The organism is Duganella aquatilis (assembly GCF_009674565.1).
Lineage (GTDB): Bacteria > Pseudomonadota > Gammaproteobacteria > Burkholderiales > Burkholderiaceae_D > Rugamonas > Rugamonas aquatilis.
Genome location: NZ_WKJL01000034.1, coordinates 35,193 through 51,406 on the forward strand (window position 1 = coordinate 35,193; position 16,214 = coordinate 51,406).

The 16,214-nt window shown below is 63.7% G+C and carries 14 protein-coding genes and 1 pseudogene; 1 reads left to right on the plus strand and 14 read right to left on the minus strand.

The annotated features are described in order from the left end of the window. Positions 1–6: 6 nt before the first annotated feature. The 11 genes and pseudogenes from rplB to GJ698_RS27605 form a co-directional block, all read right to left on the minus strand. Positions 7–837, minus strand: coding sequence for a 50S ribosomal protein L2 (gene rplB / locus GJ698_RS27560; RefSeq protein WP_154361053.1), 831 nt, complete (start codon positions 835–837; stop codon positions 7–9). Beyond that, positions 837–1,151 (minus strand): 50S ribosomal protein L23, encoded by a 315-nt coding sequence (gene rplW / locus GJ698_RS27565; protein WP_154361054.1) that lies wholly within the window; start codon positions 1,149–1,151, stop codon positions 837–839. The genes rplB and rplW overlap by 1 nt, the downstream gene beginning before the upstream one ends. Next, positions 1,148–1,768, minus strand: a complete 621-nt coding sequence (gene rplD, locus GJ698_RS27570) for a 50S ribosomal protein L4 (protein ID WP_090192447.1) — start codon at positions 1,766–1,768, stop codon at positions 1,148–1,150. The genes rplW and rplD overlap by 4 nt, the downstream gene beginning before the upstream one ends. A 3-nt stretch (positions 1,769–1,771) precedes the next feature. After that, positions 1,772–2,428, minus strand: a complete 657-nt coding sequence (gene rplC / locus GJ698_RS27575; protein ID WP_154361055.1) for a 50S ribosomal protein L3 — start codon at positions 2,426–2,428, stop codon at positions 1,772–1,774. Positions 2,429–2,637: 209 nt separating this feature from the next. Beyond that, the gene (locus tag GJ698_RS31475; RefSeq protein ID WP_371865459.1) at positions 2,638–2,814 is read right to left on the minus strand and encodes an inner membrane CreD family protein; all 177 of its coding nucleotides are present in this window, start codon (positions 2,812–2,814) and stop codon (positions 2,638–2,640) included. Positions 2,815–2,852: 38 nt separating this feature from the next. Continuing rightward, positions 2,853–3,638, minus strand: a pseudogene (locus tag GJ698_RS27580) (inner membrane CreD family protein); the annotation flags it as partial. 73 nt (positions 3,639–3,711) lie between these two features. Beyond that, a complete protein-coding gene (gene creC, locus GJ698_RS27585) occupies positions 3,712–5,130 on the minus strand; it encodes a two-component system sensor histidine kinase CreC (RefSeq protein ID WP_154361057.1) in 1,419 nt (472 codons plus the stop codon). Then, positions 5,127–5,810 carry a two-component system response regulator CreB gene (creB, locus tag GJ698_RS27590; RefSeq protein WP_154361058.1) on the minus strand — a complete coding sequence of 228 codons (684 nt, stop codon included), beginning with the start codon at positions 5,808–5,810 and terminating at the stop codon, positions 5,127–5,129. The genes creC and creB overlap by 4 nt, the downstream gene beginning before the upstream one ends. A gap of 127 nt (positions 5,811–5,937) precedes the next feature. Continuing rightward, positions 5,938–8,712, minus strand: coding sequence for a TonB-dependent receptor plug domain-containing protein (locus GJ698_RS27595; RefSeq protein WP_154361059.1), 2,775 nt, complete (start codon positions 8,710–8,712; stop codon positions 5,938–5,940). 263 nt (positions 8,713–8,975) lie between these two features. Continuing rightward, on the minus strand, positions 8,976–10,013 hold the full coding sequence (locus GJ698_RS27600) for a cupin-like domain-containing protein (protein WP_154361060.1): 1,038 nt from the start codon (positions 10,011–10,013) through the stop codon (positions 8,976–8,978). A 66-nt stretch (positions 10,014–10,079) separates the two neighbouring features. Further along, entirely contained in the window at positions 10,080–13,070 is a 2,991-nt protein-coding gene (locus GJ698_RS27605) for a TonB-dependent receptor (RefSeq protein WP_154361061.1), read from the minus strand. Between the two features lie 238 nt (positions 13,071–13,308). Between GJ698_RS27605 and GJ698_RS27610 the strand changes: the two genes are divergently transcribed. Next, positions 13,309–14,544: an ROK family transcriptional regulator gene (locus tag GJ698_RS27610; protein WP_154361062.1), complete on the plus strand. Its 1,236-nt coding sequence runs from the start codon at positions 13,309–13,311 to the stop codon at positions 14,542–14,544. 9 nt (positions 14,545–14,553) lie between these two features. On the opposite strand, the gene GJ698_RS27615 is transcribed toward GJ698_RS27610, so the two are convergent. The 3 genes from GJ698_RS27615 to GJ698_RS27625 all read right to left on the minus strand — a co-directional run. Beyond that, positions 14,554–15,075 (minus strand): siderophore-interacting protein, encoded by a 522-nt coding sequence (locus GJ698_RS27615; RefSeq protein WP_166454952.1) that lies wholly within the window; start codon positions 15,073–15,075, stop codon positions 14,554–14,556. Between the two features lie 97 nt (positions 15,076–15,172). Beyond that, a complete protein-coding gene (gene rpsJ / locus GJ698_RS27620) occupies positions 15,173–15,490 on the minus strand; it encodes a 30S ribosomal protein S10 (RefSeq protein WP_005663509.1) in 318 nt (105 codons plus the stop codon). Positions 15,491–15,615: 125 nt separating this feature from the next. Beyond that, positions 15,616–16,214: EF-Tu C-terminal domain-related protein (locus GJ698_RS27625; protein ID WP_267874849.1), on the minus strand; the 599-nt coding region annotated here is incomplete at its 5' end.

Genomic DNA, 16,214 nt, shown 5'->3' on the forward strand with positions numbered 1-16,214 from the left:
TTATCCTTATTTCTTGCCGCGGCGCGAGACGATCATCGAAGAAGTACGCTTGTTGCTGCGAGTCTTCTTGCCCTTGGTCTGTTGGCCCCATGGCGAAACAGGGTGACGACCAGCTGCCGTTTTACCTTCACCACCACCGTGCGGGTGATCGACCGGGTTCATGACCACACCGCGAACGGTAGGACGAACACCGCGCCAGCGCATCGCACCGGCTTTACCGATTTTACGCAGGCTGTGTTCGGCATTGCCGACTTCACCCACGGTTGCACGGCACTCGATGTGCACGCGACGCACCTCACCCGAGCGCAGACGCACCTGAGCGTAAGTACCTTCACGCGCCATCAGCACCACGCCGGCGCCGGCGGTACGGGCCATCTGGGCACCTTTACCTGGCAGCATTTCGACGCAGTTCATGACGGTGCCGACTGGGATGTTGCGGATCGGCAGGCAGTTGCCCGACTTGATCGGCGCTTCCGAACCAGTCATGACGGTGTCGCCCACAGCCATGCCTTTGGTGGCGATGATGTAGGTACGGGCGCCGTCGGCGTAGCACAGCAGCGCGATGTGCGCGGTGCGGTTTGGATCGTATTCGATACGTTCCACTTTCGCCGGGATGCCGTCCTTGCTGTTACGCTTGAAGTCGATCACGCGGTAGTGCTGCTTGTGACCACCACCGATGTGACGGGTGGTGATGTGGCCGTTGTTGTTACGGCCGGCAGTTTTCGATTTTTTCTCAACCAGGGCTGCGAACGGACGACCTTTGAACAGGTCGGTGTTCACAACTTTCACCATGCCGCGACGGCCTGGGGAGGTTGGCTTCATCTTAACGAGTGCCATTATTTAGCCTCCTCGGTGAAATTGATTTCCTGGCCAGGCTTCAGGCACACGAAAGCACGCTTGGTGTGGTTGCGGCGGCCGATGTGGGCGCCGGAACGTTTCTGCTTACCTTCGCGGTTCACGGTTTGCACCGATTCCACTTGCACTTTGAACAGCAGTTCAACGGCAGCCTTGATTTCTGGCTTGGTCGCGTCGGTGGTGACGCGGAACACGATCTGCTCGTTCTTTTCCGCGACCATGGTGGCCTTCTCGGAAATCACTGGAGCAACCAGCACCTTCATCAGGCGCTCTTCGCTAAATTTCAATGCGCTCATGCCAGCATCTCCTCAATCTTAGCCAATGCAGCTTTGGTGACCACGATCTTCTTGTAGAACACCAGGGACATTGGATCTGCGTGACGTGGCTCGACAACCAGAACGTTCGGCAGGTTGCGCGAAGCCAGTTCCAGGTTTTCGTTGGCGACGTCGGTGATGATCAGTACCGAATCAAAGCCCATGCCGGTCAGCTTTTGCGACAGCAGCTTGGTTTTTGGTGCTTCGATCGCGAAATCTTCCACCACAACCAGGCGCTCTTCGCGGGCCAGTTGCGACAGGATCGAGCAGATACCAGCGCGGTACATCTTCTTGTTCACTTTGTGGGTGAAGTTCTCGTCAGGCGAGTTCGGGAAGATGCGACCACCGCCGCGCCACAGTGGCGACGACGACATACCAGCACGTGCGCGGCCGGTGCCTTTTTGGCGCCATGGCTTCTTGGTCGTGTGGTGGACTTCTTCACGGTCTTTTTGTTTACGGTTGCCGCTGCGAGCATTGGCTTGGTAAGCAACGACGATCTGGTGGATCAGGGCTTCGTTGTAGTCACGGCCGAAGACGGTATCGGCGGCAGCAACGTTAGAGGCGGCTTGACCTTGAGCGTTCAAGAGCTTGAGTTCCATCGTTTAAGCTCCCTTCTTTGCTTTAACTTTGACAGCAGGCGAAACCACGACCTGGCCGTTTTTGGCGCCAGGGATCGCACCTTTGACCAGCAGCAGCTGACGGTCGGCGTCGATACGGGCGATTTCGAGGTTCTGCACGGTCGTGGTGACATCACCCATGTGACCGGTCATGCGTTTACCAGGGAACACGCGGCCTGGATCTTGCGCCATACCAATCGAACCTGGCACGTTGTGCGAACGCGAGTTACCGTGGGTCTGACGACCCGAAGCGAAGTTGTGACGCTTGATGGTACCGGCATAGCCTTTACCGATCGAAACACCTTGCACGTCGATCTTCTGACCGACTTCGAACAGGGAAACGGCAACAACGTCGCCAGCTTTCAGTTCGGCGGCTTTGGCTGCGTCGACGCGGAACTCTTTCAGCAGAGTACCAGCTTCAACACCAGCTTTAGCGTGGTGACCAGCAACGGCTTTGGTCACGCGGGAAGCGCGACGTTGACCATATGCGACCTGAACCGCGGTATAACCATCAGTTTCAGGGGTTTTGATTTGCGCAACACGGTTGTTCGATACGTCGACCACGGTGACTGGGATCGAATCCCCGTCATCGGTGAAGATGCGCATCATACCAACCTTGCGACCGAGGAGGCCAAGGCTCATTTTTTCTCCAATTCCCACCTACGATTGGGCGGGGATATGTTGAACTACTAAAATTAGTACGGACCAATAAAAAGTCGAATCCATACCGAAGCCGGCTAGTGTATCGTGATTTGGGGCTTGACGCAACAACTTAGTACGAGGTATGTCAGTTTTTTGAGGCGGATTCCGCCATGGCGCCAAACCTCGGCGCCATGCGGGCTGGCGGCCGCTCAGGCCGGGGTGGCCGGCGGCGTTTCCGGCGCGTCCATCTTGCCAATTTCATACCAGTCGACCCGGCGGGTGGCGACCATGACGGCGCCCAGGCAGGCGAACAGCAGCAGCGCGCCCAGCACCAGGGCGTTGCTCTCGGAAACGAGCAGGCCGTACAGCGCGGAGTACAGCACCACCAGCCCGGCGCCGGACGATCCATGGCTGCCAGCTGCCGCTGGGCGTTGCTGGCCATGGACGAGATGCGCCAGCTGGCGCGGAAGCCCTGGTCGTTGATGGTGCGCGCCTCCGGCAGGAAGTTGCCGCCGAACTGGGGATGCGCCCAGTTGGACTCCATCGTCACCAGGTTGTTGTTGCCGACCGGGACGAAATGCTGGCGCTCGGTGCCGGCCAGGTACAGCGAGAAGCCGAACGGTATCGACGCCCCGGCCGCCTTCAGGTCGCCCAGGTCCAGCGGCACGTGCATGCCGCTGGGATTGCCCGGCAGCCGCGCGCCCTGCGCGAACGGGTAGCGCCGTCCCGCCACCAGCATGGTCGGGATATCGCGGATGCCGCGCACGTCCGACACCGACAGCGCCACGTAGGGCTGGCGCATGGTCAGCAGCGAGGTGCCGCTGTCGCGCGGCAGGTCGGCGGCGGCCGGCAGCGTGAAGTCGCCGGCGAAGCTGTGGCCGCCGCTATACATCAGCACCTGGTGGATGCCGCGGTAGCGCCGCTCGGTGACGAGCTTGCCGGCGATTCTCAGTTCATTGGGAAACACCAGCTTGCGGTGCTGCACCGTCACCACCTTGTCGCCGTCCTTGATTTCCTCGCTGTACGGCAGCACCAGCACCGGGCCGATCACGTGCTGCGCCCGCACCGAGTCGTCGGCGATGCTCTGCACCGCCTGCTCGTGAAACCTGATGCGCTCGGAGATGACGCCCTCGACCATCATCAACGGCAGGCCGATCAGCAGCATCAGCGCGACAATGATCAGGCATTTTTGAAACAGCTTTTTTTGCATGGCGATTCCTCTGGTTGAAAGTGCAACCAGTCTAGAAAAGCACGATGCGTTGTTGATGCGTTCTGTGTGAAGTCTAGCGCGTCAGCGGCAAGGGCAGGCGCAGCGCGGCGCGGCAACCGCCCTGCCCGGGGTTCGTCACGCTGACCGTGCCGCCGTGCAGCGCCGCCACCTCCCGCACGAAGGGCAGGCCCAGTCCGGTGCTCTTGCTGCCGCCGGGGCGCGGCAGCGAGTAAAAGCGGTCGAACACCCGGTCCACCGCATAGGCAGGAATGCCGGGGCCGCTGTCGGCGACGCTGACCACGGCCTGCGCCGCATCGCCGGCCAGCGCCAGCACGATCTCGCTGCCGGCCGGCGCGAAGCCGATGGCATTGTCCAGCAGATTGCCCAGCGCCTGGCGCAACAGCAGCGCGTCGCCGCGCACCGCCAGCGCCGGCAATTCCAGCCGCACGCTCAGCGCGCGCGCCTGCAGCTGGCTGGCGGCGTCGGCCGCCACCTGGCGCAGCAGCGCATCGAGCGCCACCGGCTCGGCCGCTTCCAGGCCCTGCTGCTGCTCGACGCGCACCAGCGCCAGCAGCTTGTCGATCAGCTGTTTCTGGCGCGCGTTCTGGCTCAGGATATTGTCGAGAAAATGGCGGAACTCGGCGCGCGGCATGTCTTCCGACAGCAGCTCGGCCGAGCCCTGGATCGCCGCGATCGGGCTTTTCAGCTCATGCGCCAGCGTGTGCATCAGCTGCTCGGCGTATTCCTTGCCTTCCAGCCGCGTGCGCATGGCGTGCAGCGCCCGCGCCAGCGTGCCGATTTCATTGTTGCCCAGCGACGGCGGCACCGCCTTGCGGCCGGCCTCGACCTCGGATACATAGTGCATCAGCTCGCGCAGCGCGCGCGCCAGCCACCACGCGAACGCCAGCCCGATCAGCAGCGACAGCACCAGCAGCAGCGTGCCGCGCTGCAGGATCTTGCGCTGGCTGCGGTCGACAAAGGCCTGCACGCTGGAGATCGGCTTGGCCACGGTCAGCGCGCCGATGATGCGTTCGCCGTCGCGCACCGGCGCGGCCACGTACATGACGGTGCTGCGGTCGTCGCCGTCCACCGAACGCGTGCTGCGGGCGCCGTACTTGCCCTGCAGCGTCAGGTAGACGTCGTTCCAGCGCGCATAGTCCTGGCCCAGCGCCAGGTTGGCGGAATCGTAGATGACGATGCCGCGCGCGTCGGTGATGTAGATGCGGAAATCCAGTTTGCGCTTGAGGACGCCGCCGATCTTGACCTCGATGCTGCGGCGCGCATAGTGCTCGACATTGGCCAGCGCCGGCACGCCGTTCTTCAAATCGCCGGCCACCACCCCAGCCAGCAGCTCCGCCGTGTCGACCAGCGTGTCCTCCAGCGTCGAGCGCACGCCGGGCTTGACCTCGGCCACGAACACGTTCAGCAAAAACCATGCGGCCAGACCGACGATCAGGAAATAGCCCAGCAGGATGCGCAGGCCGATCTTCATAAAGCCAGGCTGTAGCCCATGCCGCGATGGGTGAGGATGGGATCGGCCCCGGCGTCGACCAGGCGCAGCTTGGCGCGCAGCGACTTGACGTGGGCGTCGACGGTGCGTTCCAGCGTCTCGGGCGCATCGGTCCAGACGCGGTCCATCAGCTGCGCGCGCGACAGCACGTGGGCCGGATGCTCCAGCAAGGTCTTCAGCAGCAGGTATTCGTAGCGCGTCAGGTCGAGCGGTTGGCCGCGGAACAGGATGCGCGCCTCCAGCGGACGCACTTCAAAAGCGGCAACGGCTGCCGGGCGCGGCGCCGGCGGCGTCATGCGGCGCAGGATCACGCGGATGCGCGCCACCAGCTCGCGCGGCGAGAACGGCTTGGTGACGTAATCGTCGGCGCCGATTTCCAGCCCGACCACGCGGTCGATCTCGTCGCTGCGGGCGGTCAGGAACATCACCGGCGCATCGGAAAACCGGCGCAGCCGGCGGCAGACTTCCAGCCCGCTCATGTCCGGCAGGCCGATGTCCAGCACCGCCAGCAGCGGCGGCGGCGCGGCGCGCATGGCGGCCAGCGCCTGCTCGCCCAGCGTCACGTGCAGCGGCGTGAAGCCCTCGGTGCGCAAGGCATAGGCGATGCTGTCGGCGATCGCCTGCTCGTCCTCGACGATCAGGATGGTTTGGGGGATGTGCATGGCGAACCACTGTAACGCCGCGCGCGCGCGCTGTCGAGCGGCGCCCAAGAAAAATGCCGCCCAGCTTGCACTGGGCGGCATTCGGCGGCGTCACCCGGCGCCAGCGCCGGGCGGATGCGCAACTACCTTAGAAGAACTTGTAGCTGGCGGTCAGGCCGATACGGCGGAACTGCGGCTGGTAGCCATCACGCCATTGAACCGGTGCATCGCGCGACAGCAGGTTGTCGATGTACAGGGACAGGGTGGTGTTCTTGATGGCGGTGTACGACATGTTGTAGTCGACCGTGGTGTTGCTGCCAACGTGGCCGCAGGTGTCCACATAGGCGGCTGCGACATTGTTGGTGGCGCAGTAGGTCGGCGACGACAGGCTGTTGTTGCTATAGCCGCTGGTGTAGTTCAGGGTCATGCCGTGGTCGAACGCGCCGGTCTTCAGGCTGCCGCGCAGCTTGGTGTTCAGACGGCCACCCAGGTCGTAGGTACCGGCCATGTTGGTGTCATACGCGTTGTCGGTCTGGCTCCATTGCTGGTATTTCCACAGGTAGGTGGCTTCCAGCTTCAGGCGTACCTGGCCCAGCGCGGTGTTGAAGCGGCCCGACGCGTCGAAGTCGAAGCCCGAGGTGCGGGTCTTGCCGCTGTTGACGTATGGGTTGTACAGCAGGCCGATGGCGCCAACGCCGCCGAAGTTCAGGGTGTTGCCCGGTACGTATTTCTTGACCAGGGCGTAGAACAGGTTGTCCGACGCGCTGTTGTCCACACGGACCAGCTGGCCGGCCGGCAGGCTGGCTTCGCCGCGCAGGATGTCCGAGGTCGCGCGGGTGCCGATTTCATCCTTGCGCTCGATGTGGAAGTAATCCAGCGCCATGTTCCAGTTCTTGATCGGTTCCCACACCACACCGGCGGTGATCGAACGCGAGGTTTCCGGTTTCAGGTCCTTGTTGGCGGACACGAAGGTCGGGATACCGGCCAGGCAGTCGGCATTCTGCAGGGTGTTGCCCTGCGCCTTGTCGGCCGCGGTGGCGCCGGCGGCATTCTGGATCAGCTTGTTCAGCGCGCTGGCGGTCGAGCAACGGCGTGGATCGCTGATGCTGTTGGCGAACGAGCTACGGCCCAGACCGTTACCGGTCTCGACGATGTTCGGCGCACGGAAGCCGCCCGACACGGTAGCGCGCAGCAGCAGGCTATCGGTGGCGTTGACGCGCAGGCCCAGTTTCGGCGAGTAGTGGACATCGCTGTTGGTCGATTTGTCGGCACGGACGGCGGCGCTCAGTTCCACGCGCTTGATCACCGGAACGGTGGCTTCGGTGAACAGTGCGTAGTGGTCCATATTGTCGTTGACCTGCAGACCGGCGATACCGATCAGGTCACCGCGCAGCACGTTGTCCGAGCTGGCCATTTCATAGTGTTCGCGACGGATGTCGGTGCCGAACGCAACGTTCAGAGGACCGGCCGGCAGTTGGGCGATTTCACCCGACACGGTGGCGTTGGCGAACGAGGTGCGCGATTTGCCCTTGGTGGTACGGATCGGGAACATCGAGTCCAGCAGCGTGTACGAGTTCTGACCGTTGAACTTGTAGGTGCCGTTGACGATGGCGTTGGTGTAACCGACCGCGCTGGCAGCGCGGGTGGCCTTGGTCGCTTCCGAGTTCATGTAGCCGACCGCCGATTTCCAGTCCCAGCCGCCGACGTCGCCGTTCAGGCTCAGCATGACGCGCGACTGTTCGGATTCGGTGCGGTTGAAGTTGAAGCCGTTGCCGGTGTCGATGAAGCGGCCGCGGAATTCCACTGGCACGGTGTACGGGTTGTTCGGATGGCCAACCGGCAGTTTCGGGTAGAAGAACGGGCCGACCATCTTGCCGTCGATCGCGTTGTACCAGGTGCTCGACGACGTGGTCGGCTGCACGGCGAACGGCGCAACGATGTAGTCGTTGCTGGCGGCGGCGTTGGTGATTTCCAGGTTGGCGTCAATCGACTTGCCAATGCGGAAGTGGGTGTTGCTGGCCAGCGCGTAACGCTTGGCGTTGGTGGTCAGACCGGTGTTCGGCAAGATGTTGTATTTGCACAGCTTGTCTTTTGGATCGATGGCGTCGGCCGGGCAGCCTGGCGCGGCCACGTAGTTGCTGGTGCCCAGATACAGGTTACCGGTCGGCGAGTAGACGCTTGGCGCATCCCAGGTCGAGCGGCCCGGGGTCAGGCGGTGCCAGTCCGGGTAGTGGCTCTGCAGGTCGCCCTGCGAGTAGCCGTCGCTCTTGTAGCCTTCATAGGTCAGGTAGGTGTTGAAGCCGTTGGTGTCGACGTCGCCCCAGCCGATGATGCCGGAGATGCTGCGGTTACGCTGGTCCTTGAAGTTTTCCGATTCCTTGTAGTTGCCGGTCAGCTTGGCGCCTTCGAAGTCCTTCAGCAGGATGATGTTGATCACGCCGGCGATGGCGTCGGAACCGTAGATGGCCGATGCGCCGTCTTTCAGGATCTCGATGCGCTCGATGGCGCCGGCTGGAATCGCGTCCAGGTTGGTGAAGTTTTGCTGGGCGCCGTCGGCCAGGCCGTATTCGGCGATGCGCTGGCCGTTGACCAGGATCAGGGTCGCCACCTTGCCCAGGCCGCGCAGGCCCACGCCCGACGAACCGGTCGCGAAGCTGCCCGAGCTGCTCGACGCGGAGCTGATGTCGGTGCTGACGGCGGACGAGGAGTTCAGGATGCCCAGGGCGGTGGTCTGGCCGGTGCGCGCGATATCGTCGCGGGTCAGCACCTGGATGGAACCGGCAGCTTCAGCTTCAGTACGCTTGATGCTCGAACCGGTAATGGTGACGCGCTGCAGCTTTTCGTCTGGTGCCGGGGCTTCTTGCGCCACCGAGTATTGCGAAAATGCTACGCCCAGTGCCATTGCGATGGCGCTCTTTTTCATGGTGTGATTCAAAACTACTCCCGGAAGTGATTGAATTATTCGTTATCTGCTTCTCGGTGCAGCTGTTCTACGACAGCTGTCACGCTCGCTTGTAACATCTTGTTGCAAGCAACAATTTCGCACAATATTGCCGCTCGTACAAAGTGAAAATCTGCATTATTTGCAATAAAGATAATTTCTTTACACACTTTTGTTGTTTTCTGGTCTTAAACAACACCGCAGATCCACGACCCCTGCTTGTATGACGCCGAATTAAATGCGGACTAACGGTTAAAACGTTTGAGTAACTGCGCTCTTAAGGCGCGCGCGCCGATGTTGTTGATCGGCGCCAAGACGCCGCGCGCCGCCGCCGGGATGTGGGCCGCCTCGGCGCCGTCGCTCTCAAACACGTAGTGACGGAACAGCTCCTGCCAGGCAGCGCGCTGGGCCGGCGGCAGGTCGCGCACGGTCATCAGCGCCAGCAGCAGCGTGTTGAACGGCGTGTCCATCCAGTCCGGCGACTGCCGCCACCAGTAGTTGATCAGGATGTTGAACGGCTCCAGTCCCTCGACGTGGTGCCACCACATGCTGGGGATGAACAGGGCGTCGCCCGGCCCCAGTTCGGCCGAGCGGGCGTGGCGCAGCGCTTCGGCAAAGCGCGGAAAGCGCGTGAAATCCGGCTGGCGCAGGTCGACCAGGCTGACCGACTGCCCGGCCGGCGTGAAGTCGAGCGGGCCGACGTACAGGTTGGCCAGCTGCTCCGGCGGGAACAGCGTGAAGCGGCGCCGCCCGGCCGCCACGCAGGCCAGGTTGTCCGGCACGTCGTAGTGGGCTGGAATGACGGTGCGGTTGCCGATCCAGATGCTGGCCAGCGGATCGCGCGCGCCTAAGTTGAGGTCGTTCTCGGCGCGCAGGCCCGGCAAGCAGGTGTCGACCGTGGTCGAGCCGACGTAGAAGGTTGGCGGCGCCGCATCATCCAGGTGGGCGCGCAAGGCGTCCAGCACCTGCTCGAAGCCGACCAGCTGGGTGGTGAAGTTGAAGCCGCTAAGGTCCTCGTTGTAGAAAATCCGCCCGCCCGTCTCCGGCAGGGCGTGCGTCGCCAGCACCGTGGCGTCGCGGTGGAAGCGGCGCAGGTAGGCGTCGGCCGCGTGCGCCGACTGCCGCGCCGCCCGCACCAGCGGCCAGTCCGCCACCAGGCCGCGCAGCACCAGCGGCTCGGTGGCGGCCAGAATCTCGTCGGGCAGCGGCTGGCTGCCGTCGCCGCGCAGCTGGCGGCTGCGTTCGCAGTCGATCTCGGCGATCGCTTGGGGGCTTGCTTGCATCGGATCTCCCATGAAAAACAGGCCGCCTAACCACGGCGGCCTGCACTGCTGCTCAGACGCTGCGCATCAGAACTTGTAGCGCGCTCCGACCATGTAACGCGGACCGGCCTGCGTCACGTTCAAGGTCGCCGCCTGGGTGCGGCCATGCTGACGCTGGGTGGAGTCGGTCAGGTTGATCGCCTCCACCTGGAAGCTCAGGTTCTTGTTGTAAGTGTAGCCGATGCTGACGTCGGTCTGGCCATAGGCGTCGGTGTACACCGGCGCCGCGCGGCCGCCGCCGTCCACCGTCGAGGCCAGGAACTCGCCGCGCCAGTTGTAGGCCACCCGCACCGACCAGTCCTTGTTCTCGAAGATGCCCACCAGGTTGGCCGAATTGCTCAACCCCAGGATCGCGAACTGGTCGTTGGTGTTGGCGTTGTCGTACTTGGTCGGCGACGTCACATAGGTGTAGTTGGCCTGCACGCCGAAGCCGCTGCGTCCGAACATATGCTGGACGTTGATCTCGGCGCCCTTGACGGTGGCCGATTTCTGGTTGGCATAGGTGGTGGTCAGGAAGTTCATCAGCGGATCGGTCGGCAGGCCCGTGATGTTGCCGTTCAGGTTGCCGTCCGACTTGACGCCGGTCTTCTGCACGCCAGGCTGGCCGTCGAAGTGGCTCAGGATGTAATTGCGCAGGCAGTTGGTGTCGGCCGCCGTGCAACCGGAGGCGATGGCCGCGTTGTAGTAGGCGCCGCCGACCGGCGTGTGCAGGTTGTACAGTGGCTGCGAGATGACGGTCTGGCCGGCGTAGTTGTCCATCTTCTTGTGGAAGCCGGCCAGCGACAGCACGCTTTGCTGGTCGTAATACCATTCCCACGACAGGTCCAGGTTCTTCGACTTGACCGGTTTCAGCGCCGGGTTGCCGACCGAGGCGGTGCCGCCGGTGAAGACGTTGCCGATGGTGCCCAGCGTCAGGCCGCCCTGCAGCTGGTCGTAGCGCGGCCGGCCGATGGTCGAACCGGCGCTGGCGCGCAGCTTCATGTCCGGCCGCAGGTCGAAGTCGAGATTCAGGCTCGGCAGCACGTTGGTGTAGGACGCGTCCTGGGTGCTGTACGAGTTGCCCGCAAAGGTGATCGGCAATTCATTCTGCGACACCCACACCACCGCCGTGCCCGGCAGAACCTGGGCCACCGAGGTGACCTTGGTGCGCTCGATGCGCGCGCCGATCGCCGAGTGGAACGGAATCGCGGTGTCCCAGTCGGTGCCGAAGGACAGGTAGCCGGAGCTGGTTTTTTCCTTCAGCTCGCGGTCGGTGTCGGCGCTGGCGAAGTTCGGCAGGTAGCCGGCGGCGTTGCCGGTGGCCTGCGCCGTCAACGCGCGCAGCTGGGCGAAGTTGAAGGTGTACAGCGAGCCGAACAGTTCCGGCGCGTCGTGGCCGCCCAGCTTGTTGAAGTAGGAACCCAGCGGATTGGCCTGGAAGATGCTGGCCGGATAATCCGACGGCTTGGTGGCGCCGCCCCAGGTGTTGTTCTGCACGTTGGAGAAGGTCGAGCGGTTGGTCGAATCGGTATAGCTGACGCCGAAGCTCAGGTTCGACGCTTCCAGCAGTTGCAGATTGCCCTTGGCTTGCGCCTGGTTGACGGTGGCCTTCTCCCAGCTATTGTGGAACCACGAACCGGCGGCCTGGATCGGCTGGTTCACCAGGTCGGCCGCCGGCATGCTCAGCACCGGCAGTTCGTGGGTGAAGTCGATCTTGGTATTGCCGCGGCTGAAGCTGGCGTTGGACAGGTTGTTCTCGCTGCCGAACGGGCTGTCTGCGCCGGACTCGGCGGTCGAGTGGTGGGCGTCGAACTCGACGCGCAGCGTCGGCGACGCCTTCCACAGCGCGTTGAAGCCGATCGACTTGTTCTGGGTCTTGGTCGCATAGTCGCCGCCCACCACCGAGATATCCTGCGGCGTCTGGTAGGTTTCCATGTAGGTCAGCGGCGAGACCACGTGGCCGCTCGGCCAGGTGCTGGTCGAGGTCGGGGTCTGGCCGAACCACACGCTCAGTTCGTCGCGCTTGGTCTGTACCTTGTTTTCCGAATAGGTCAGGTCCAGCGTGGTGGTCAGCTCCTTGACCGGGCGGAACTGCAGCACCAGCTGGCCGTTGGTGCGCTGCCGTTCGATGGCGTTGACGCCGTAGCCGAAGTTCTGCGGAATCGAGTACAGGTCGTTCTGGCCCGGACGGTTGGTGATGTTCTGCGAACCAGGCTGGCCCGGCTGCGGCAGCGTCGAGCCGGCGGTGGTGTCCGACCCCAGGTACGGGCCCTGGTAACCGTTGGCCAGGCCGGCGCGGTTGAAGCCCGAGGCGCGCTTCTGGTAGCTGGCGCTGACGCCGACGCCGAAGCGGCCGTCCTCGCTGGTGTTGCTGTAGATGCCGGAGAACTCCGGCGTCACGCTCTGGTTCTTGAGCATGTCGGGCAGGTGGTCGTTGGAGGTGTCCTTGACCGCCTTGACGCCGACGCTCGAATGCATGCCCGGGTTGTCGAGCGGACGCGCGGTCATGACGTTGATGGTGGCGCCGATGCCGCCGGTCGGGCTGTCGGCGCGGCCGGTCTTGTACACCTGCAGCTGCGAGATCGCTTCCGACGCCAGGTTCGAGAAGTCGAACGAGCGGCCGGATAGGTCGCTCAGGTCGGTGGTCGGCATCTGGCGGCCGTTCAGCAGCACCAGGTTGAAGTCCGGGCCGAGACCGCGCACGGTGACCTTCTGGCCCTCGCCATTGCTGCGGTCGATCGAGACGCCGGAAATCCGCTGCAGCGACTCGGCCAGGTTGGTGTCCGGGAATTTACCGATGTCGTCGGCGACAATGCCGTCGACGATGCCGTCGGCGTTGCGCTTCATGTTCAGCGTGGACTGCATGCTGGCGCGGATGCCGGTCACAATCACCGACGGGGCGTTGGTGGTGCTGTCGGTGGCGCTGGATGCTTCCTGCGCCTGGGCCGCCGAGAAGGTGGCGCAGGCGCCGGCTACCGCCAGGCTGATCAGACGGCGTCGGCGCGCCAACTCTGAAAACGTTTTCAAAGATCGTTGCATTTTGTCTCCTTATTTATGATTTAAGCCGGGGGCGCAACATCGACCGGCAGTTGCCTTAATTAGTTCATTGCTGTGACAAATTAGGCAACTTCAGAATAGGAGAAACGCCGGCATTCGTCAATTGATCGAACCAATTCCATGTAAAATCCCGCGTTACGTAATGGCATTATGTTGTAATAATGTTTGAACGCGCGACACGGGTGTATGATCGCTGCACCGCTTTTTCGGAACAGCCTTCATGATCGTCGCCGGTGACCAGCAATTACTCAAGCAAATCAACCGCATGGCCCTGGTGCGCCAGTTGTGCAGCGAACCGGGCATGTCGCGCGCCGCCCTCTCCGAAACCGTCGGCCTGACCAAATCCACCGTCAGCCTGCTGGTGCGCGAGTTGATGGATGAAGGCTGGCTCAGCGAAAGCGCGCTGCGCACCACCGGCGCGCTGGGGCGCCGCGCCACGCCGCTGCACCTGGACGACAGCCGCCTGGCCCTGCTGGGCGCCGACCTCGGTATCGGCGCCGCGCGCCTGGTCGCCACCAATCTGCTGGGCGAGGTGCTGGCCGAACGCGCCCTGCCCTATGACAACGCCAGCGACGCCGCCGCCTGCATCGCGCAGGTGGCGCGGGCGCTCAACGAACTGGGCGCGGATGCGGCACTGGCCGGCCGCACCATGCTGGGCGTGGGCGTCGGCCTGCACGGCGCGGTCGACGACGCCACCGGCATGCTGCACATCGCGCCGCACCTGGGCTGGCGCAATGTCGACGTCACCGGCCTGCTGCGCGCCGGACTGGCCGGCGGCGCGCTGGCGGCGCTGCCGCTGTTCATCCAGAACGAAGCGAATGTGGCGGCGCTGGCCGAGCTGGAATTTTCCGGCCAGCGCGGCGCCGATCCGCTGATTTATGTAAGTATTGGTTACGGCGTGGGCGCCGGCATCATCGTCAACGGCCGCCTGCTGACCGGGCTGTACGGCTTTGCCGGCGAGGTCGGCCACACCATCCTGCAGCAGGGCGGGCCGCCCTGCTCCTGCGGCCGGCGCGGCTGCGCCGATGCACTGATCGGCCTGCAGGCGCTGCTGGACGCCGTCTACGGCCCGGACCAACCGTCCACGCCGGCGCAGCTGGAACGGCTGTTCACCGCCGCCGAGGCCGGCGACGACCGCGCGCTGGCGGCGGTCGAGGCGGCCGGGCGCAACCTGGGCGTGCTGCTGAATAATCTGTGGGTGGCATTCGACCCGATGTGCATCGTGCTGGGCGGCGCCGCGCTGCGGCTGGGCGAACGCTTCATCGCGCCGGGGCGGCAGGTGCTGCTCGATTGCGCCAGCGCCACCTCGCTGCCGGCGCCGGCGCTGCGCACGCCGCAGTTCGGCGCCAACACCATCGCCATCGGCGGCGCCGCCATGGCGCGCCATTACCTGATGCGTCCGTTTGCCGACCACGGCATCGGCGCCGGCACCGGCACGCAAGCGCGGCTGGCGTAGCGCGCCGCTTCAGTCCAGTCCGGTTTTCCCCGCCGCCCAATACGCCTTGCTCTGGCGCTGCGCCGCCGCCACGCCGTGCTGCCGCAGCAGGCGGGCCATGGGCTGGATGGCGCCGGCCCGGCCGCTCAGCACAATGTCCGCTGCCGGATGCGCCTGCAGCAACGCGCTCAAGCGCCCTTCCAGCGCGATCAGATGGGTGTCGCTGGCGTTCCGCCCGCAGCACTGCGCGTCCCGCAGGCCAAGCTGGCCGAGCGCGGCGTCGGCATCGGCGGAGACTTCCAGCAGCAGATGCAGCGGCGCCTGCGACGCCAGCGCGGCAGCCAGCCCCAGCGAGGTTTCATCGCCAAACAGAATCACGCCGGAAGGCGCATCCAGCCGGACCGACTTGCGCGGACCGAAGACGACGCAGCGGTCGCCGGCGCGCAGCGCGCGCGCCCATCGGGTGCCGGGCGCATCGCCGTGCAGGTAAACCAGAATCCGCGTGCGGCCGTTGGCGGCATCCCAGTCGATCGGCGGATAAGTGCGCTGCACCCAGCCGCCCAGTTAGATCTGGAAAAACAATGGGGCCGGACGCTTGCACGTCCGGCCCCATCATCAGCCGGCAGCCGAGGCTGCCAACTTGTATCAATTATTGCAGTTTGATTTCGACATCAACGCCAGCTGGCAGGTCCAGCTTCATCAGTGCGTCAACGGTCTTGTCGGTTGGGTCGACGATGTCCATCAGGCGCTGGTGGGTGCGGATTTCGAACTGGTCGCGCGAGGTCTTGTTGACGTGTGGCGAACGCAGAACGTCGAAACGCTGGATGCGGGTTGGCAGTGGGACTGGGCCTTTGACAACGGCGCCGGTGCGCTTAGCGGTGTCAACGATTTCCAGGGCCGATTGGTCGATCAGCTTGTAGTCGAAAGCTTTCAGGCGGATACGGATTTTTTGGTTTGGTGCGGACATGATAATTCCTCAAAAGAGCGAACTGGCAACTTTGTAGCGCCAGCAATGTTTAAAAGAACGAGTTTGATACGCAAGGGCGAGATGGTATCACACCATCCCGCCCCTGTTTCAATCCGGACTAAAAATTAGGCCAGGATTTTTGCCACAACGCCGGCGCCGACGGTACGGCCGCCTTCGCGGATTGCGAAGCGCAGACCTTCTTCCATCGCGATCGGGTTGATCAGCTTGACGGTGATCGACACGTTGTCGCCTGGCATAACCATTTCTTTGTCCGCTGGCAGTTCGATCGAACCGGTCACGTCAGTCGTACGGAAGTAGAACTGTGGACGATAGTTGTTGAAGAACGGGGTGTGACGGCCGCCTTCATCTTTCGACAGAACGTAGATCTCGCCGGTGAAGTGGTTGTGCGGTTTGATCGAGCCTGGTTTTGCCAGAACTTGACCACGTTGCACGTCTTCACGCTTGGTGCCGCGCAGCAGCAGACCAACGTTGTCGCCTGCCTGACCTTGGTCCAGCAGTTTGCGGAACATTTCCACGCCGGTGCAGGTGGTTTTCACGGTGTCGGTGATACCGACGATTTCGATCTCTTCGCCGACCTTGATGATGCCGCGCTCAACACGACCGGTCACCACGGTGCCGCGACCCGAGATCGAGAACACGTCTTCCACTGGCATCAGGAAGGCGCCGTCCACTGCGCGCTCTGGCGTAGGGATGTACGAATCCA